Origin of the sequence: Burkholderia sp. Bp8998 (assembly GCF_003854235.1) — a bacterium.
Classification (GTDB): Bacteria; Pseudomonadota; Gammaproteobacteria; order Burkholderiales; family Burkholderiaceae; genus Burkholderia.
This window is the reverse complement of sequence record NZ_QTQF01000054.1, coordinates 23,628-40,096: the sequence shown is the minus strand read 5'-3', so window position 1 is coordinate 40,096 and position 16,469 is coordinate 23,628. Positions and strand designations below refer to the sequence as shown.

The following is a 16,469-nucleotide window of genomic DNA, read 5'->3' as shown; positions in this document are numbered from 1 at the left end:
GAAAAGCCGTTCGTGACGAGCGGCATCCGTCTGGGTTCGCCGGCGATGACGACGCGCGGGTTCGGCCCGGCGGAAGCCGAGCAGGTCGGCAACCTGATCGCCGACGTGCTCGAGAACCCGGAAGATGCAGCGACGATCGAGCGCGTCCGCGCGCAAGTGGCCGAGCTGACCAAGCGTTTCCCGGTCTATCGCTGATCCGGCATGCGCTGCCCGTTCTGCCGGCATGAGGACACGCAGGTCGTCGACTCGCGCGTGTCCGAAGATGGCGCCGCGATTCGTCGGCGCCGTCGTTGCTCGGCTTGCGACAAGCGCTTCACGACGTACGAGCGGGTCGAGCTGAACCTGCCGGCCGTCGTGAAGAAGGACGGCAGCCGCACGGAATTCGACCGCCGCAAGATCGTCGCCAGCATGCAACTTGCGCTGCGCAAGCGGCCGGTGGCGGCCGACGCGATCGACGCGGCGGTTGCCCGAATCGAATATCAGCTGCTCGCAACCGGCGAGCGCGAAGTGCGTAGCGAGAAGCTTGGTGAACTCGTGATGAACGAGTTGCGCGGCCTCGATACGATCGCCTATGTCCGTTTCGCATCGGTTTACCGCCGGTTCGAGGACGTCTCCGAATTTGCCGACGTGATTGAAGAGTTCCGTCGCGCGGCCCCCTCCAAGCCTCCGCGTAAGCGCTGACGCGCTGCGTCCGTTCATCGTCTTCTCCGTGGGTTCAGTTCGCGCCGATTGTGTCGGCCGCGATCGCATGTCGCCAGTCGGCCGTTCGGCTAATGGCGCGCGTCCTTACGCGTCGCTACAGTCGTCGCATCACGTTGACGGAGGGCGATGGCGATGGGACTGCACCCGCGGGGCGTTGAAACACGCAGGCGTTGCGGCGGCGGCTTCACGCTCGTCGAGCTGATGGTCGCGATCGCGCTGGCAGCCGCGATCGGACTTTACGCGGCACCCGCATTCGATCAGTGGCGCATGCGCGAACGCGTGGATGCCCGCTCGCGCGCGCTGCTCGGTGCGCTGTCGTTCGCGCGCACCGAGGCGACGCGTCTCGGCGTGCGCGTCACGCTGTGCCGGGCCGGGCGCGATGGCGACTGCGTGCGTGCCGGCGAGCGGTGTGACCCGGCGGAATGGTCGTGCGGCTGGATCGTCAGCGGGCAGTTCGACGGGCAGTCGCGCGTGCTGCGGCGCTATCCGCGCGATGCCGATATCGCCGTCGCGGGCGCGGCGCACGATCTGGCATTTGCGCCGCCGGCGGGCCAGGTGATCGGCGGGATGAGGCGTTTTGAATTGCGTCCACAGCGCGTGCTGTCCGGCGACGACGCACGCGTGTCGCGCTGCATCCGGATCGCGGCGGGCGGCCGGGCGCGCGTCGTCGCCGGTCGTTGCGACGCGGCATGAAGCGCGTGCGCAGGTTGATGCGCGGTACGTCACTGCTCGAAGCGGTGCTGGCCGTCGCGCTGCTCGCAATCGTGATGCTGGCTGTCGCCGGCAGCCAGCTCGCGATGACGCGCGCGCAGCGGGCGACGATCTGGCGCGAACGCGCGCTGTGGCTGGCCGATGCTCGCATCGAGCGCCGGCACGCAGTCGCAGTCGCCGACGCTGGCGATGACATCGCGGCGCTCGCGGTCGCATCGTTGCCCGGCGGCACGATGACGCTCGACGGCGGGCCGGGTGGTATCCGCTACGTGATAGTCGGTTGGCGCGACGCCGACGCAGTGACGTCGACGCGATGCGAAGGAGCCGCGGCAACGTCAAAGCCGCCGTCGTGCGTGCGGGTTCCGTTTCGGGAGGCCGAGGCCAATGCCGATGAACGCTGATCGCCACAGCCGCGCGCATACGCTGCTCGAAGTGCTGATTGCGATGACCGTTGGGCTGCTCGTGCTTGCCGCTGCCGGTGCGCTGTATCACGCTCAGCACGTCGCGCAGCGGCGCGCGGAAGACGGGTTCCGGATGCGCGACGCGGCCGCGACCGCATTGATGCTGATTGGCCAGCAGATCCAGATGGCCGGGTTTCGACCGCTCGATGTCGAAGGCGCGTCGTCGTTGCCGCCGGTGTTCGGCTGTTCCGCGGGGCGCGTGCGAGGCGATGGCGCGCAGGTGCGCTGCGAAGCCGTGCGCGCGGCATCGGATGCGGTGCTGGTCCGGTATGTGGGCGACACGGTGTCGACGTGGCCGACGATCAGCGCCCAGATGTCGGATTGTCTCGGGCAGGGTGTCGGCACCCCCGGTGAGCGGTCGCTTGTGGAAAACCGTTTCGACGCGCATGTCAGTCCGTCGACGGGTGAGCCCGAACTGTACTGCGAGGGAAGCGGGCGCCCCGGTACGCCGCAACCCGTCGTGTCCGGCATCGACCAGCTGCGCGTGCGTTATCTGCGCCGCGAAGGCGTGCAGTTCGTCGATGCGGAGGCGATGGCCGCCGGCGACTGGGCCGATGTCGTCGCCGTGCATGTATGCGTGCGGGCGCGTGGCGAACCGATGCACGGGCCCGCACGTCATGTCGATTGCGACGGTCGCCCGGCCGTTTCGCAGGAGGGTCGCGCGCATCTGGTGCTGCATCGAATCGTCGCGTTGCGGAATGCCGCGGTCGCATTCGCCGATCCCGTCCGCGACGCGGCGCACGACCATGAGGTATTGCGATGATCCACGCAAACGGATTCGTCGGCGAACTTGCGATGCGAATCGCGGCAAGCCGCGCAGGGGGGCGCGTCGTGGCTTTGCGACATGCAACACGCGGTGAGGGCCTCAGGCAGAGCCGAAGAGCAACGCGCACACGCTTTCCGTCCGCCAGCCGCGGCTGGCGTCGCGACGCGGGCCTGGCACTGCCTGCCGTGATCGCGGTCGGCGCGGCGGTCGCCGCGCTGACCGGTACATGGTTCGAATCCGCACTGACGGAATCGCGCCGCACGCGTGCATTGTCGGACCGGTTGATTGCATTTCACGCGGCCGATGCGGCGCTGGTAGCCTGTACGGCGCGGTTGCTCCGGGGCGGAGCGCCGTACATGGACGAACCCGCATCACCCGGCGAGCCGGATGCATGGCGGCGTACGCCCGCGCTGGGCGGCGCCGACGCATTCGTTCCGTTCGCCTCCTGGCCGATGGCGGCCCAGCCGCCGCGTTGCCTGATCGAAGCGTGGCGAGGCGTCGGTCCGCAAGGGAGTCGCGCTTATCTCATCACCGCGCGTGGTGTCGGCGGCCATGCGTCGAGCGTGGTCTGGCTGCAGAGCCAGGTCGCGCTGCGCGACGGACGCATCGTTGCGCAGCGCTGGCGTCGCGTCGCGGCGGTGCATTGATGAGCCGGCCTGCATTGCTGCGACGATCGGCGGCGTTCACGTTGGTCGAACTGATGATCGTGCTCGCGATCGTCGCCGTGCTGGCCGGGTGGGGTATCCCGTCGTATCGCGAGCATGTCGCGCGTGCGCATCGCGCATCCGCGGTCGCCGCGCTGTATCAAGCGGCCCAATATCTCGAAACGCTCGACGGCCCGCCGCCGCAGACGTTGCCGGACGCATACGCGCAGGCACCGCCGGACGGGCACGCGGTCTACAGCGTGGCGCTGCGGCGATCGGTCGGCGACGATGCGCCCGTGGCCTATGAACTCGTTGCGCGCCCGCTCGAGGCAGGCCCGATGCGCGACGACGTATGCGGTGCGTTTACGCTGCGCTCGGACGGGACGAAAGGCAATGCGGGATCGTATGACGGCGAGGCTGACACGCAGGCGCGGACATGCTGGGGCTTGCGTTGATCACGAGACAACGCCCGACAGGCCCGCGGAAAACGCGCAACGGCACAGGGCCGTGCGCGCCTGTCGTTGCGTGTCAGTCGTCGTTCGCGGCAGTTCCGCGCTCGTTGCGCGACTGTTTCCAGATCTGGTAGACCTCCCACGCGGCGAACCCGACGGCGCCCCACTTCAGCGTGGGGCCCGCGCTCGCGCGCAGCAGCGAGCGAACGGGCTTCGCCAGCACGAGCGATGCGAGCGAACTCAACATCGGATACTGGTTGACGAGTTGGCCCAGGCTCGCGTTCAGGTTCCTGGCGGACTGGCTGAACTTGCCGCTCGACAGGCCGGGAATGAACACCTTGAGCCAACTGAAGCGCGTGACGGCGTGGCGCATTTCGGCGGCGGCTTCGGCAAGCTCGAGCCGCTCGACCTCGGATCGCAGGATCAGCAATTCCTTGCGGAGCGCGCGATGCTGTGACGCGCTCCAGTTCGATCGCGACGAATGGGGGCGGGGTGAATTGCCCGTGACGTTCTGGCTCATGGCGCGTCGGCGAAGTAGGTGAGAGGGGCGAACGCGACTGCGTTCACGGCTTGCCGCGGAAAATTTCGCGGTCTTTCTCGAGCTCGGCGAGCGTCGCCTCGAACACGGTCGGGGCATCGTGCAGGCCCGCACGTGCCTTCAGCGCACATACGATGGCGGCGATCGCGTACAGCGCGGTGATGGCCGCAAGCGACTGCCAGCGATAGGTGTCCCAGAACGCGATCGTGACGAGCACGGTCAGGCTGATGAGTGCCATCGTCGCGAGCATCATGGCCGCGAGCCCGAGGAACAGCACGCCCATCAGGCGTTCCTTCTCCTCGGCGAGTTCGATGCCGACCAGTTCGAGGCGCGTTTGCAGGAGGCCGATCGCGGAGCCGACGAAGCGGCGCAGCGGTCCCTGGCCGGACGGCTGCGGGTGGGTGTCTGTCGTCATGGATGAGGCGCTTGGGCGCGCAGTGAACGGCTAGGTCAAAGCCGGCCGGTGGCGAACCACCGGCGGGCTTCGGCACCCATGTGCCGCACCGGGCGGCACATGGGGCGGAACGGCGCTGAGCGCGTTACTTGCGGTTGATCAGCAGACCGATCAGCACGCCGACGCCGGCGGCGACGCCGATCGACGTCCACGGATGCTCGTGCACGTAGTCGTCGGTCGCGCGCGCGGCCTTTTTGCCTTTCTCGACCACCACGACCTGGACGTCGGTTGCCTTTTCCTTGGCCTGCTTCAGGCGCGACATGGCTTTTTCACGCAGTTCGGCCGCACGGTCGCCCGTGCTGCTCGCCGCTTGCTTGAGCAGATCCTCGGCGTCCGCGAGAACGGTTTTGATATCCGACATCAGTTTCTCCTTGTTGATTTCCGACATTGCGACTCCCTTCATGCTGTCATGCTGCAGGTTCATATCCTAGCGAAACGCCTGCCCGCTGGCGAGCCGGGACAACACACGGCGGCAGTGCAAGACTGCATGGTAAACGACTCGCAATCGTCAACAGAGCCGCAGACGATGCGAAAAGTTTCCCAGTGCGCCATCCGTCCCGGTTCGCCACCCGGCAAAAATGACAAAAAAGTATGAATATCAAACGTAATAATCGTTCGCATGTCCCATTGCTTCCCTTAAGCTGATGGACTGTCCCGCGCCATCCAGCGCGCGGTTTCAACCAGCATCGTTCGAGGAGGGAACATCATGAGTCTGCGTCTTGGCGACATCGCACCGGATTTCGAGCAGGAATCGAGCCTGGGCACCATCAAGTTTCATGAGTGGCTGGGCGACAGCTGGGGCGTCCTGTTCTCGCACCCGGCCGACTACACGCCGGTGTGCACGACTGAACTCGGGCTGACCTCGAAGCTGAAGGGCGAATTCGAGAAACGCAACGTCAAGGTGATCGCGCTGTCGGTCGACGGCGTCGAATCGCACAAAGGCTGGATCAACGACATCAACGAAACGCAGTCGACCGTCGTCGGTTTCCCGATCATCGCCGACGCGGACCGCAAGGTTTCGCAGTTGTATGACATGATCCACCCGAACGCGAACGAAACGCTGACGGTGCGCTCGCTGTTCGTGATCGACCCGAACAAGAAGGTGCGGCTCACCATCACCTATCCGGCCAGCACCGGCCGAAACTTTGACGAAGTGTTGCGCGTGATCGACTCGCTGCAACTGACCGACAACTACAAGGTCGCGACGCCCGGCAACTGGAAGGACGGCGATGACGTCGTGATCGTGCCGTCGCTGCAGGATCCGGAAGAGCTGAAGCAGCGCTTCCCGAAGGGCTTCAACGCGGTGCGTCCGTACCTGCGCCTCACGCCGCAGCCGAACAAGTAAGCAGCGGCGGCGCGTGACGAACGCGTGCGCCGACGAAAACGGCCCGCCCGGCAGTGATGCCGGGCGGGCCGTGTCGTTTCAGCGGCGACGATGCGACGCGAAGGGCGCCGCGCATTGCACGCGAATGATCAGAAGAATGCCTGAATACCCGTTTGCGCACGGCCCAGGATCAGCGCGTGAATGTCGTGCGTGCCTTCGTACGTGTTCACCACTTCGAGGTTCACGAGGTGGCGCGCGACGCCGAATTCATCCGAGATGCCGTTGCCGCCGAGCATGTCGCGCGCGAGCCGCGCGATGTCGAGCGCCTTGCCGCACGAGTTGCGCTTCATGATCGACGTGATCTCGACGGCCGCCGTGCCTTCGTCCTTCATCCGGCCGAGACGCAGCACGCCCTGCAGGCCGAGCGTGATTTCGGTCTGCATGTCGGCGAGCTTCTTCTGGATCAGCTGGTTCGCGGCGAGCGGCCGGCCGAACTGCTTGCGGTCGAGCACATACTGGCGTGCGGTGTGCCAGCAGGACTCGGCTGCGCCGAGCGCGCCCCAGGCGATCCCGTAGCGTGCCGAGTTCAGGCACGTGAACGGGCCGCGCAGGCCGCTGACGTTTGGCATCAGGTTCTCTTCGGGCACGAACACCTCGTCGAGGACGATCTCGCCGGTGATCGACGCACGCAGCCCGACCTTGCCGTGGATCGCCGGCGCCGACAGTCCCTTCCAGCCCTTCTCGAGGATGAAGCCGCGGATCGCGTCCTTGCCGTTTTCTTCCAGTTTCGCCCACACGACGAACACGTCGGCGATTGGCGAGTTGGTGATCCACATCTTCGCGCCGGACAGCGAATAGCCGCCGGGCACTTTCTTCGCGCGCGTGACCATGCTGCCCGGGTCGGAGCCGTGGTTCGGCTCGGTCAGCCCGAAGCAGCCGATCCATTCGCCGCTGGCGAGCTTCGGCAGGTATTTCTGCTTCTGCGCGTCCGAGCCGAATTCGTGGATCGGCACCATTACGAGCGACGACTGCACGGACATCATCGAGCGGTAGCCGGAGTCGACGCGTTCGACTTCGCGCGCGATCAGCCCGTAGCTCACGTAATTGAGGCCGGGGCCGCCGTATTCTTCCGGAATCGTCGGGCCGAGCAGGCCGAGCTCACCCATCTCGCGGAAGATTTCGGCGTCGGTGCGTTCATGGCGGAACGCCTCGGTGACGCGCGGCGCGAGCTTGTCTTGCGCGTACGCGTACGCGGCATCGCGCACCATCCGCTCTTCTTCGGTCAGTTGCTGGTCGAGCAGCAGCGGATCGTCCCAATGAAAAGTTGCAGCGGTCATCGTTTCATCTCCTGTCGGCCAGAGTTAGCGCTTCAGCGCTTACTCTGGCCCCATGCTTCGCGGTCGGCCAGAGTTAGCGCTTCAGCGCTTACTCTGGCCCCATGCTTCGCGGTCGGTCAGAGTTGGCACTTCAACGCTTACTCGGGTCTCATGCTTCGCGGTCGGCGCAGAGTTAGCGCTTCAGCGCTTACTCGGGTCTCATGCCTTACGGTCGGTCCCGGGTTGGCGCTTCGCTGCCTGGCCCGATGTCTAAAGTTCGCTTGACTATCGTTCCGCTGTGCGGAACAATGTTTTGCAAAACGAACCCAGTGTAGCATCAGATGACGCTTTCAACCATCGACGAAACCACGATCGACGAACGCAAGTTCGTCGTTGCGCTCGCGCGCGGGCTCGACCTGTTGCGCGCATTTCGGCCCGGCGAGACGATGCTCGGCAATCGCGACTTCGCGGAGCGCACCGGGTTGCCGAAGGCGACGGTGAACCGGCTCGCCTATACGCTGACCGTGCTCGGCTACCTGCGCTACGACGAGACGCTCGGAAAGTATGCGCTCGACGCCGGCGTGCTGTCGCTCGGCTACGCGCTGCTGTCCGGCTCGGGGACGCTCGATCTCGCGCGGCCGCACATGCAGGCGCTCGCGCGCGAGATCGGCGCGGCCGTGTCGCTTGGCTGCCGCGACGGGCTCGACATGATCTATCTGGAGACGATCCGCAGCGAAACGGCGCTGACGCTCGGGCTGGCGCCCGGATCGCGGCTGTCGATGCTGACGAGTTCGATGGGGCGCGCGTACCTGGCCGTGCAGCCGGAGGACGTGCGCCGCGCGCTCTATGCGGATCTGCACCGGGCAGCGGGCGGCGCCGCCGACGCGGATGCGCTCGTCGCGGCCGCGCAGGACGCGGTGGCCGAGTTCTCCGATGGCGGATGCTGCTATTCGTTCCGCGCGTGGCACATGGACGTGAACGCGGCGGCCGTGCCGTTTCGCGAGCCGCGCGAGGGGCGCTGGCTGATCCTGAGCTGCAGCGGGCCGGCGTCGTCGATGGACGAGCACGTCTTCCGCACGCAGGTCGGGCCGAAGCTGAAGGCGCTCGCGCAGCGGCTCGGGCAAACGGTCTGAAACGGGCGCCGCGAGCGGCGAGTCACCGAGGTGCTCGGGCACGGGAGAGGCCGCCGCCGGTTGCACTGCGCGCGAACCCCGCTCATCATCGTCTACCCGCTTCCCGACGATGACGAGGTTCGCGATGTCCCACCTGGAAACCATGGAAGGCGGTTGCGCATGCGGAGCGATCCGCTACCGGATCGCCGGCATTCCGACCGACGCAGGCTTTTGCCATTGCCGGCTCTGCCAGCGCACGACGGGCGCGGCGGTCGTCCCGTCGGCTTCCGTGCCGATCGGCGCATTCGAGTATCTGCAGGGTGAGCCGACGATCTATGCGTCGAGCGCGTGGGGCGAGCGGCGCTTTTGCGGCCGCTGCGGTGCGCAGCTCGAATACCGGCTGGCTGTTGCCCCGACGACCGTGGAAATCAACTATGCGACGCTCGACGAACCGTCGCGGCTGCGTCCTGCGTGGCATGTCTGGTATGGGGAGCGTTTCCCGGGCATCGAGATCGGCGACGATCTGCCGAAATACGCCGACGGCGGAAGAGACTAGACCGCAGCCCTCAGCGACGATGCGGCGGCATCGAGCATGCGAGCGCGTTCAACCCCGGCGTGCCGACACCCCGATCCCCACAGCAACACACGCGTTGAATCGAATCCACGATCCGGCGCGGCGCTCCGCGCGCGCCTGCCGCTCCCGCGCGCCGGCAGCCCCCCCGTCGATCAGGCCGTGACGACCTTCGCGAACACCGGCCCCTGCATGAACCGCACGTCGTGCTGGCGCAGCAGCTCGCACTGCGTCTCGTCGACGACGCCGTCGAAAATCAGCGGAATCCGCACACGCTGCGCATACGCGACCAGCGCCTTCACCATCCCGTCGCGCAACGCGATGCCCGCATCCATCTTGATGTAGTCGGGGCGCGCCATCTCCGATTCGACCGCGAGGATCCGGCCCGGGTCGGGCAGCTTGTCCGCGACCTTGAAGCCGTGATGCTGGTAGCTGCGCGTCAGGTAGCCGAGGAAGGTCTTGTGCGCGACCGCGACCGTCGGCAGCTCGATCACGATCCGCTCGGTCGGCAGCCCGAAACGCTGCAGCACCGACGAGAAATGCTTGCCGTGGTCGTACTTCACGCTCTTGAGCAGCCGTTCGTGCACGCGCAGGAACAGCAACCCGTGGCGTTGCGCGCCGAAGAAGTTGATCGCGTGCAGCGCACGCGACAGCCGGTCGATCGCGACGAGCGTCTGGTCGTCGACGGCCGAGTCGACCGGGTCGTGCGGCGCGCCCGTGACCAGCGTGACGGCCTGGAAGCCAAGTTCGTCGCCGTAGCGCTCGATCGCGTCCGCGAACGACGTCGACTGCGGCGCGCCGGGCATCGTCACGTCGTAGATCGGTTCATAGGCGCTCGCGAGCGTACGCTCCGGCAGATTGGCGCACGCGGTGCCGCCCTCGGCGAGCGCAAGGTGTTCCCGCAGATAGGGCAGTTGCCCGGCACGGACAACCAGCTCGGGAATGTTGGGCGGAATCATCGGCGTAGGAAGGAAAAATGGCGGCCGAACGGGCCGCCTCATGTCTTGATATTAGCAGCGCGCGCCCGGCTCGGCTTGGCGTTTCGCTCATATGGTTATCCCGTCCTCGAGCCGATGGCTAGGGTTTACGTTGATTTCACTATTCGTAATTGGTTTTACTATTCGTAAATCCAAGGATTTGTCGCCGATCAAGAAAAGCGGCGTTCGGGCGCCCGGAACGGCGCCGTTTTCCGAATCGAATCAACAGGAAGCAAGGAGCGAGACGTGGCGGTTGACAGGAAATCGACGGAGCAGGGCGGGCCGCGGCAGCGGCCGGAAACGGGCATGAGCGGAACGACGCTGCGCGCGCCGACGCACGGACGGCAGGGCTGAGGAGCGGATGGTGACCATGAGCATCGATTACCAGACGCTGAAGTTCGACTACCGGCCGCGCGCGATGCGGGCCGCCGGCGATGACGCGGCCATCCACCCGGTGATCGTTGTCGGCGCGGGCCCGGTGGGCCTGTCGGCCGCGATCGACCTGGCGCAGCAGGGCGTGCCTGTCGTGCTGCTCGACGACGACGACACGCTGTCGACGGGCTCGCGCGCGATCTGCTTCGCGAAGCGCACACTCGAGATCTTCGACCGGCTCGGCTGCGGCGAGCGCTTCGTCGACAAGGGCGTGAGCTGGCACGTGGGCAAGGTGTTCCTGCAGGACGAACAGCTGTACGCATTCGACCTGCTGCCGGAGGAAGGCCACGCGCGTCCCGCGTTCATCAACCTGCAGCAGTACTACGTCGAAGGCTATCTGGCCGAGCGCGCGTTCGCGCTGCCCAACCTCGACATTCGCTGGAAGCACAAGGTGACGGGTGTCGCGCAATCGTCGGAACACGCCACGCTCACCGTCGAGACGCCGGAAGGCATCGAGACGCTGCGCGCGCAATACGTGATTGCAGCCGACGGCTCGCGCAGTCCGATGCGCGCGGCGATGGGCCTCGAGAGCCGCGGCCGCACGTTCAAGGACCGCTTCCTGATCGCCGACGTGAAGATGAAGGCGGAATTCCCGACCGAGCGCTGGTTCTGGTTCGATCCGCCGTTTCACCGCAACCAGTCGGTGCTGCTGCACCGCCAGCCCGACAACGTGTGGCGCATCGACTTCCAGCTCGGCTGGGACGCCGATCCGGTCGCCGAGAAGCAGCCGGAACGCGTGATCCCGCGCGTGCGCGCGCTGCTCGGGGCGGACGTCGAGTTCGAACTCGAATGGGTGAGCGTCTATACGTTCCGCTGCCAGCGGATGGATACGTTCCGTCATGGCCGCGTGCTGTTCGCGGGCGATTCCGCGCACGGCGTGTCGCCGTTCGGTGCGCGCGGCGCGAACAGCGGCGTGCAGGACGCGGACAACCTCGCATGGAAGCTGAAGCTCGTGCTCGACGGCCGCGCGGACGACCGCCTGCTCGACACCTATGCGAGCGAGCGCGAGTTCGCGGCCGACGAGAACATCCGCAATTCGACGCGCTCGACCGACTTCATCACGCCGAAGAGCGCGGTGTCGCGCGTGTTCCGCGACGCGACGCTGAAGCTTGCGCGCGACTGCGAATTCGCGCGCAAGCTCGTGAACAGCGGCCGCCTGTCGGTGCCGTCCGTGCTGACCGATTCGCCGCTGAATACGCCCGACCGCGATGGCGACGCGTTCGCGTGCGCGATGCGGCCGGGCGCGGCGGCGGCCGATGCGCCGGTGCGTGCACAGGGCGCGTCGGGCTGGCTGCTGCGGCATCTGGGCGACGGCTTCGCGGGCGTGCTGTTCGGGCTGCCGGGCGACGCCGCCGCGCTCGCGCAGGCGCTCGACGGTCTCGCGTTGCCGGTGCGGCCGGTGCTGGTCGTGCCGGCCGGGCATGCGCAAGCGGTGGCCGGCGTCGACGTCGTGGAGGACGTCGACGGCTTCGCCGCGCAACGCTACGACGCGAAGCCCGGCACGTTCTACCTGCTGCGCCCCGACCAGCACGTCTGCGCACGGATGCGCACGCTCGAGCGCCAGGCGATCGCCGATGCACTGGCGCGCGCGAGCTGCGCACGCGGAACACCGCATTGAACATGACAACGACAACGACGCCGACACTGGAGACACCCGTCATGCCCCGACTCGACACCCGCCCGCGCCTGGCCGATCCGGACGCGTTCTACGAAGCGCTGATCGACATGCATCGCGACCTGTCCGACGCCGACAGCCAGCTCGTCAACGCGAAGCTGATCCTGCTGCTCGCGAACCAGATCGGCGATGCCGATGTGCTGCGCGAAGCGATGGCGCTCGCGCGCCAGGGCGTGATGCCGCCCGTGCATCCGGCTGCCGAGGTGGCGCAGTGAGCGCGGCGTCGTACGACGCGCGCGTGCTCGAAGTCGAGCGCGTGATCGACGAGACTCATCGTCCGGGCTTTCACTGGATGCTGCTCGTGTTGTGCGGGCTGTGTCTCGTGATCGACGGCTTCGATGCGCAGGCGATGGGGTATGTCGCGCCGAGCGTGATTGCCGAATGGGGCGTGCCGAAGCAGGCGCTGGGGCCCGTGTTCAGCGCGAGCCTGTTCGGGATGCTCCTCGGCGCGCTCGGGCTGTCGGTGCTGGCCGACCGGATCGGGCGGCGCCCGGTGCTGATCGGCTCGACGCTGTTCTTCGCGGTGACGATGCTCGCGACGCCGTTCGCGGGTTCGATCCCGGTGCTGATGGCGCTGCGCTTCGTCACGGGCCTCGGCCTCGGCTGCATCATGCCGAACGCGATGGCGCTGGTCGGCGAGTTCAGCCCGGCCGCGCATCGCGTGAAGCGGATGATGATCGTGTCGTGCGGCTTCACGCTCGGCGCCGCGATCGGCGGCTTCATCAGCGCCGCGCTGATTCCGGCGCTCGGCTGGCGTTCGGTGTTCTTCGTCGGCGGCGCAGTGCCGCTGGTGCTGACGATCGCGATGCTCGCGCGGCTGCCCGAGTCGCTGCAGTTTCTGGTGCTGAAAGGGCGCGACGCGCAGGCACGCGACTGGCTCGCGCGCTTCGCGCCGCAGGCCGGCATCGACGCCAGCACGCGCCTCGTCGTGCGCGAGCGCGCGGCGAGCGGCGCGCCGGTCGCCGAGCTGTTCCGCCATGGCCGCCTGCCGGTCACGCTGCTGCTGTGGGCCATCAGCTTCATGAACCTGATCGACCTGTACTTCCTGTCGAACTGGCTGCCGACCGTGATGCGCGACGCGGGTTATTCGCCGGGCACGGCGGTGATCGTCGGCACGGTGCTGCAGACGGGCGGCGTGATCGGCACGCTGTCGCTCGGCTGGTTCATCGAACGCTACGGCTTCGTGCGCGTGCTGTTCGCGTGCTTCGCGTGCGCCGCCGTCTCCGTCGGACTGATCGGCTCGGTCGCGCATGCGCTGCCGTGGCTGCTGCTCGTCGTGTTCGCGGGCGGCTTCTGCGTGGTCGGCGGGCAGCCGGCCGTGAATGCGCTCGCGGGCCAGTATTACCCGACGTCGCTGCGCTCGACCGGCATCGGCTGGAGCCTCGGCATCGGCCGCATCGGCTCGGTGCTCGGTCCGCTCGTCGGCGGACAACTGATTGCGCTCAACTGGACCAACGGCGCGCTGTTCCACGCGGCCGCGGTGCCCGTGCTGTGCTCGGCGCTGTTCGTGCTGGGACTGGCCGGCGTAACGCGGCGCAACGGTGCGCAGGCGCCGAACGCCGCCATGAATTGAGGGAGAAAGGAAACGATGACGCTTGACCTGTCGAAACCGGCAACCGCCGGCTACCTGAGCGGTTTCGCGAACGAGTTCGCGACCGAGGCGCTGCCCGGTGCGCTGCCGCACGGCCGCAACTCGCCGCAGCGCGCGCCGTATGGCTTGTATGCGGAGCAGTTGTCGGGCACCGCGTTTACCGCACCGCGCGGCCACAACCGCCGCTCGTGGCTGTACCGGATCCGGCCGGCGGCCGTGCACCGCCCGTTCGAACCGCTCACGGGCCCACAGCGGCTCGTGTCGGAATTCGGCGATTCGGCAGACGTGCCGCCGACGCCGCCGAACCAGCTGCGCTGGGATCCGCTGCCGATGCCGGTCGAGCCGACCGATTTCGTCGAAGGGCTCGTGACGATGGCCGGCAACGGCTCGGCGGCCGCGATGAACGGCTGCGCGATCCACCTGTACGCGGCGAACCGCTCGATGCAGGACCGCTTCTTCTACAGCGCCGACGGCGAACTGCTGATCGTGCCGCAGCAGGGGCGGCTCTTCATTGCGACCGAATTCGGCCGGCTCGATGTCGAGCCGTTCGAGATCGCGGTGATCCCGCGCGGCGTGCGTTTTTCCGTCGCGCTGCCGGACGGCGATGCGCGCGGCTACATCTGCGAGAATTTCGGCGCGCAGCTGCGGCTGCCGGACCTCGGCCCGATCGGTTCGAACGGGCTCGCGAACCCGCGTGACTTCCTGACGCCGCAGGCCGCATACGAGGATCGCGAAGGCGCGTTCGAGCTGGTCGCGAAGCTGAACGGGCGCCTGTGGCGCGCGGACATCGGCCATTCGCCGTTCGACGTCGTCGCGTGGCACGGCAACTACGCACCGTACAAATACGACCTGCGCCTGTTCAACACGATCGGCTCGATCAGCTTCGACCATCCGGATCCGTCGATCTTCCTCGTGCTGCAGTCGCAGAGCGACACGCCGGGCGTCGACTCGATCGACTTCGTGATCTTCCCGCCGCGCTGGCTCGCGGCCGAGGATACGTTCCGCCCGCCCTGGTTCCACCGCAACGTCGCGAGCGAATTCATGGGGCTCGTGCATGGCGCGTACGACGCGAAGGCCGAGGGCTTCGTGCCGGGCGGCGCGAGCCTGCACAACTGCATGTCGGGCCATGGGCCGGACGCGGACACGTTCGAGAAGGCGTCCGCGAGCGACACGGCGAAGCCGCACAAGGTCGACGCGACGATGGCGTTCATGTTCGAAACCCGCACGCTGATCCGGCCGACGCGCTATGCGCTCGACACCGCGCAGCTGCAGGCCGACTACTTCGAATGCTGGCAAGGCATCAAGAAACACTTCAATCCGGAGCAAAAATGAGCGACACCCAAGACTGGCGCGCGACGCTCGACCCGGCTCGCAAGAGCTGGATCGAGACGGCGAACGATCCCGCCTGCGATTTCCCGATCCAGAACCTGCCGTTCGGGATCTTCAGCGATGCGAAGCAGGCGGCGCGCCGTGCGGGCGTCGCGCTCGGCGACCAGATCGTCGATCTCGCCGCGCTCGCGCGTGCGGGCCTCGTGACGCTGCCGGCCGGCGCCGACGTATTCGCCGCGCCGACGCTCAACGCGTTCATCGCGCTCGGCCGCGATGCGTGGCGCAGCGTGCGCGTACAGCTGTCGGACCTGTTCTCGCGCGACAACGCGCGGCTGCGCGACGATGCGGCGCTGCGTGCACAAGTGCTCGTCGCGCAGCGCGACGCGACGTTGCATCTGCCGGTCGATATTCCCGGCTACACCGATTTCTATTCGTCGAAGGAGCATGCGACCAACGTCGGCTCGATGTTCCGCGATCCGAAGAATGCGCTGCTGCCGAACTGGTCGGAGATGCCGATCGGCTACAACGGCCGCGCGTCGTCGGTGGTCGTGAGCGGCACGCCGGTGCGGCGCCCGAACGGGCAATTGAAGCTGCCCGACCAGGAGCGTCCGGTGTTCGGCGCGTGCCGCAAGCTCGACATCGAACTGGAGACGGGTTTCATCGTCGGCCGCGGCAACGCGCTCGGCGAGCCGATCGCGTGCGAGGATGCGGAAGCGCACATCTTCGGGATGGTGCTGCTGAATGACTGGAGCGCGCGCGACATCCAGCAGTGGGAATACGTGCCGCTCGGCCCGTTCAATTCGAAGGGCTTTGCGACGACAATCTCGCCGTGGATCGTCACGCTCGACGCGCTCGAACCGTTCCGCGTCGCGCAGCCCGAGCAGTCGCCGCAGCCGCTCGCGTATCTGCAGCATGCGGGCAAGCATGCGTTCGACATCGCGCTGGAAGTGACGCTGCGCGCGGAGGGGGCCGCCGAAGCGACGTCGATCTGCCGCACCAACTTCAGGCACATGTACTGGACGATGGCGCAGCAGCTCGCACATCACACGGTCGCGGGCTGCAACACGCGCGTCGGCGACCTGATGGGTTCGGGCACGATCAGCGGGCCGACGAAGGATTCGTTCGGGAGCCTGCTCGAACTGACGTGGAACGGCAAGGAGCCGCTCGCGCTGAACGGCGGCGGCAGCCGCGCGTTCCTCGAGGACGGTGACGAGCTCACGCTCGCGGGCTGGTGCCAGGGCGACGGCTATCGCGTCGGCTTCGGCGCGTGTGCCGGCAAGATCCTTCCCGCGCGGAGCGCGTGACGGACTGCGGTTCGACACGTCACGCGTAGTCCGGAAGGACAGGGCGGCCCGCCTTGCGCGGGCCGTTTTAGTTTTGCCGGCGGGTGGTGGTGCGTATGCGCCGATGCATG

The 16,469-nt window shown here is 67.3% G+C and carries 19 protein-coding genes and 1 pseudogene; 15 read left to right on the top strand and 5 right to left on the bottom strand.

All coding sequences use genetic code 11. The annotated features are described in order from the left end of the window. The 7 genes and pseudogenes from glyA to DIE06_RS33885 all read left to right on the top strand — a co-directional run. A pseudogene (gene glyA / locus DIE06_RS33915) lies at positions 1-195 on the top strand (serine hydroxymethyltransferase); the annotation flags it as partial. A 6-nt stretch (positions 196-201) separates the two neighbouring features. Further along, complete coding sequence (nrdR, locus tag DIE06_RS33910) at positions 202-681, top strand: transcriptional regulator NrdR (RefSeq protein ID WP_124614350.1); 480 nt, start codon at positions 202-204, stop codon at positions 679-681. 153 nt (positions 682-834) lie between these two features. Next, a complete protein-coding gene (locus DIE06_RS33905; protein ID WP_124665150.1) occupies positions 835-1,395 on the top strand; it encodes a GspH/FimT family pseudopilin in 561 nt (186 codons plus the stop codon). After that, the gene (locus DIE06_RS33900) at positions 1,392-1,814 is read left to right on the top strand and encodes a hypothetical protein (protein WP_124665149.1); all 423 of its coding nucleotides are present in this window, start codon (positions 1,392-1,394) and stop codon (positions 1,812-1,814) included. Before DIE06_RS33905 ends, DIE06_RS33900 begins: the two co-directional genes overlap by 4 nt. Further along, positions 1,798-2,637, top strand: a complete 840-nt coding sequence (locus DIE06_RS33895) for a PilW family protein (protein WP_124665148.1) — start codon at positions 1,798-1,800, stop codon at positions 2,635-2,637. The genes DIE06_RS33900 and DIE06_RS33895 overlap by 17 nt, the downstream gene beginning before the upstream one ends. 173 nt (positions 2,638-2,810) lie before the next feature. After that, positions 2,811-3,287: a hypothetical protein gene (locus DIE06_RS33890; protein WP_409364531.1), complete on the top strand. Its 477-nt coding sequence runs from the start codon at positions 2,811-2,813 to the stop codon at positions 3,285-3,287. Further along, positions 3,287-3,739, top strand: a complete 453-nt coding sequence (locus tag DIE06_RS33885) for a type IV pilin protein (protein ID WP_124665147.1) — start codon at positions 3,287-3,289, stop codon at positions 3,737-3,739. The genes DIE06_RS33890 and DIE06_RS33885 overlap by 1 nt, the downstream gene beginning before the upstream one ends. Before the next feature lie 73 nt (positions 3,740-3,812). Here the strand turns inward: DIE06_RS33885 and DIE06_RS33880 are convergent, their stop codons facing one another. The 3 genes from DIE06_RS33880 to DIE06_RS33870 form a co-directional block, all read right to left on the bottom strand. Continuing rightward, entirely contained in the window at positions 3,813-4,256 is a 444-nt protein-coding gene (locus DIE06_RS33880; RefSeq protein ID WP_124665146.1) for a DUF3318 domain-containing protein, read from the bottom strand. A gap of 43 nt (positions 4,257-4,299) precedes the next feature. Further along, the gene (locus tag DIE06_RS33875; protein ID WP_124665145.1) at positions 4,300-4,689 is read right to left on the bottom strand and encodes a phage holin family protein; all 390 of its coding nucleotides are present in this window, start codon (positions 4,687-4,689) and stop codon (positions 4,300-4,302) included. A gap of 124 nt (positions 4,690-4,813) precedes the next feature. Next, positions 4,814-5,116, bottom strand: a complete 303-nt coding sequence (locus DIE06_RS33870) for a YqjD family protein (RefSeq protein WP_006754606.1) — start codon at positions 5,114-5,116, stop codon at positions 4,814-4,816. Positions 5,117-5,434: 318 nt separating this feature from the next. On the opposite strand from DIE06_RS33870, the gene DIE06_RS33865 reads away from it, so the two are divergent. Then, positions 5,435-6,073: a peroxiredoxin gene (locus tag DIE06_RS33865; RefSeq protein ID WP_124665144.1), complete on the top strand. Its 639-nt coding sequence runs from the start codon at positions 5,435-5,437 to the stop codon at positions 6,071-6,073. Positions 6,074-6,201: 128 nt separating this feature from the next. Here the strand turns inward: DIE06_RS33865 and DIE06_RS33860 are convergent, their stop codons facing one another. Continuing rightward, the gene (locus tag DIE06_RS33860; protein WP_124665143.1) at positions 6,202-7,389 is read right to left on the bottom strand and encodes an acyl-CoA dehydrogenase; all 1,188 of its coding nucleotides are present in this window, start codon (positions 7,387-7,389) and stop codon (positions 6,202-6,204) included. A gap of 320 nt (positions 7,390-7,709) precedes the next feature. Between DIE06_RS33860 and DIE06_RS33855 the strand changes: the two genes are divergently transcribed. Both DIE06_RS33855 and DIE06_RS33850 read left to right on the top strand, forming a co-directional pair. After that, the gene (locus tag DIE06_RS33855) at positions 7,710-8,501 is read left to right on the top strand and encodes an IclR family transcriptional regulator (RefSeq protein ID WP_124665142.1); all 792 of its coding nucleotides are present in this window, start codon (positions 7,710-7,712) and stop codon (positions 8,499-8,501) included. 124 nt (positions 8,502-8,625) lie between these two features. Then, the gene (locus DIE06_RS33850) at positions 8,626-9,036 is read left to right on the top strand and encodes a GFA family protein (protein ID WP_124665141.1); all 411 of its coding nucleotides are present in this window, start codon (positions 8,626-8,628) and stop codon (positions 9,034-9,036) included. A 170-nt stretch (positions 9,037-9,206) separates the two neighbouring features. Here the strand turns inward: DIE06_RS33850 and DIE06_RS33845 are convergent, their stop codons facing one another. Next, positions 9,207-10,010 carry an EAL domain-containing protein gene (locus tag DIE06_RS33845; RefSeq protein ID WP_124665140.1) on the bottom strand — a complete coding sequence of 268 codons (804 nt, stop codon included), beginning with the start codon at positions 10,008-10,010 and terminating at the stop codon, positions 9,207-9,209. Positions 10,011-10,389: 379 nt separating this feature from the next. Here DIE06_RS33845 and DIE06_RS33835 point away from each other — a divergent pair, with 379 nt between their 5' ends. From DIE06_RS33835 to fahA, 5 genes are read left to right on the top strand one after another with little or no spacing between them, the layout of a single operon-like run. Next, a complete protein-coding gene (locus tag DIE06_RS33835) occupies positions 10,390-12,078 on the top strand; it encodes an FAD-dependent oxidoreductase (RefSeq protein WP_124665139.1) in 1,689 nt (562 codons plus the stop codon). 41 nt (positions 12,079-12,119) lie between these two features. Next, on the top strand, positions 12,120-12,350 hold the full coding sequence (locus DIE06_RS33830) for a DUF2783 domain-containing protein (RefSeq protein ID WP_124665138.1): 231 nt from the start codon (positions 12,120-12,122) through the stop codon (positions 12,348-12,350). Then, entirely contained in the window at positions 12,347-13,708 is a 1,362-nt protein-coding gene (locus tag DIE06_RS33825) for an MFS transporter (protein WP_124665137.1), read from the top strand. The genes DIE06_RS33830 and DIE06_RS33825 overlap by 4 nt, the downstream gene beginning before the upstream one ends. Positions 13,709-13,723: 15 nt before the next feature. Next, a complete protein-coding gene (hmgA, locus tag DIE06_RS33820; RefSeq protein ID WP_124665136.1) occupies positions 13,724-15,058 on the top strand; it encodes a homogentisate 1,2-dioxygenase in 1,335 nt (444 codons plus the stop codon). After that, on the top strand, positions 15,055-16,359 hold the full coding sequence (gene fahA / locus DIE06_RS33815) for a fumarylacetoacetase (RefSeq protein WP_124665135.1): 1,305 nt from the start codon (positions 15,055-15,057) through the stop codon (positions 16,357-16,359). Before hmgA ends, fahA begins: the two co-directional genes overlap by 4 nt. Positions 16,360-16,469 lie beyond the last annotated feature (110 nt).

Excerpts from the sequence above, each read along its gene's own strand:
- nrdR (WP_124614350.1), top strand. The coding sequence starts at position 202 with ATGCGCTGCCCGTTCTGCCGGCATGAGGACACGCAGGTCGTCGACTCG.
- DIE06_RS33905 (WP_124665150.1), top strand. The coding sequence starts at position 835 with ATGGGACTGCACCCGCGGGGCGTTGAAACACGCAGGCGTTGCGGCGGC.
- DIE06_RS33900 (WP_124665149.1), top strand. The coding sequence starts at position 1,392 with ATGAAGCGCGTGCGCAGGTTGATGCGCGGTACGTCACTGCTCGAAGCG.
- DIE06_RS33895 (WP_124665148.1), top strand. The coding sequence starts at position 1,798 with ATGCCGATGAACGCTGATCGCCACAGCCGCGCGCATACGCTGCTCGAA.
- DIE06_RS33885 (WP_124665147.1), top strand. The coding sequence starts at position 3,287 with ATGAGCCGGCCTGCATTGCTGCGACGATCGGCGGCGTTCACGTTGGTC.
- DIE06_RS33880 (WP_124665146.1), bottom strand. The coding sequence starts at position 4,256 with ATGAGCCAGAACGTCACGGGCAATTCACCCCGCCCCCATTCGTCGCGA.
- DIE06_RS33875 (WP_124665145.1), bottom strand. The coding sequence starts at position 4,689 with ATGACGACAGACACCCACCCGCAGCCGTCCGGCCAGGGACCGCTGCGC.
- DIE06_RS33870 (WP_006754606.1), bottom strand. The coding sequence starts at position 5,116 with ATGTCGGAAATCAACAAGGAGAAACTGATGTCGGATATCAAAACCGTT.
- DIE06_RS33865 (WP_124665144.1), top strand. The coding sequence starts at position 5,435 with ATGAGTCTGCGTCTTGGCGACATCGCACCGGATTTCGAGCAGGAATCG.
- DIE06_RS33860 (WP_124665143.1), bottom strand. The coding sequence starts at position 7,389 with ATGACCGCTGCAACTTTTCATTGGGACGATCCGCTGCTGCTCGACCAG.
- DIE06_RS33855 (WP_124665142.1), top strand. The coding sequence starts at position 7,710 with ATGACGCTTTCAACCATCGACGAAACCACGATCGACGAACGCAAGTTC.
- DIE06_RS33850 (WP_124665141.1), top strand. The coding sequence starts at position 8,626 with ATGTCCCACCTGGAAACCATGGAAGGCGGTTGCGCATGCGGAGCGATC.
- DIE06_RS33845 (WP_124665140.1), bottom strand. The coding sequence starts at position 10,010 with ATGATTCCGCCCAACATTCCCGAGCTGGTTGTCCGTGCCGGGCAACTG.
- DIE06_RS33835 (WP_124665139.1), top strand. The coding sequence starts at position 10,390 with ATGGTGACCATGAGCATCGATTACCAGACGCTGAAGTTCGACTACCGG.
- DIE06_RS33830 (WP_124665138.1), top strand. The coding sequence starts at position 12,120 with ATGCCCCGACTCGACACCCGCCCGCGCCTGGCCGATCCGGACGCGTTC.
- hmgA (WP_124665136.1), top strand. The coding sequence starts at position 13,724 with ATGACGCTTGACCTGTCGAAACCGGCAACCGCCGGCTACCTGAGCGGT.
- fahA (WP_124665135.1), top strand. The coding sequence starts at position 15,055 with ATGAGCGACACCCAAGACTGGCGCGCGACGCTCGACCCGGCTCGCAAG.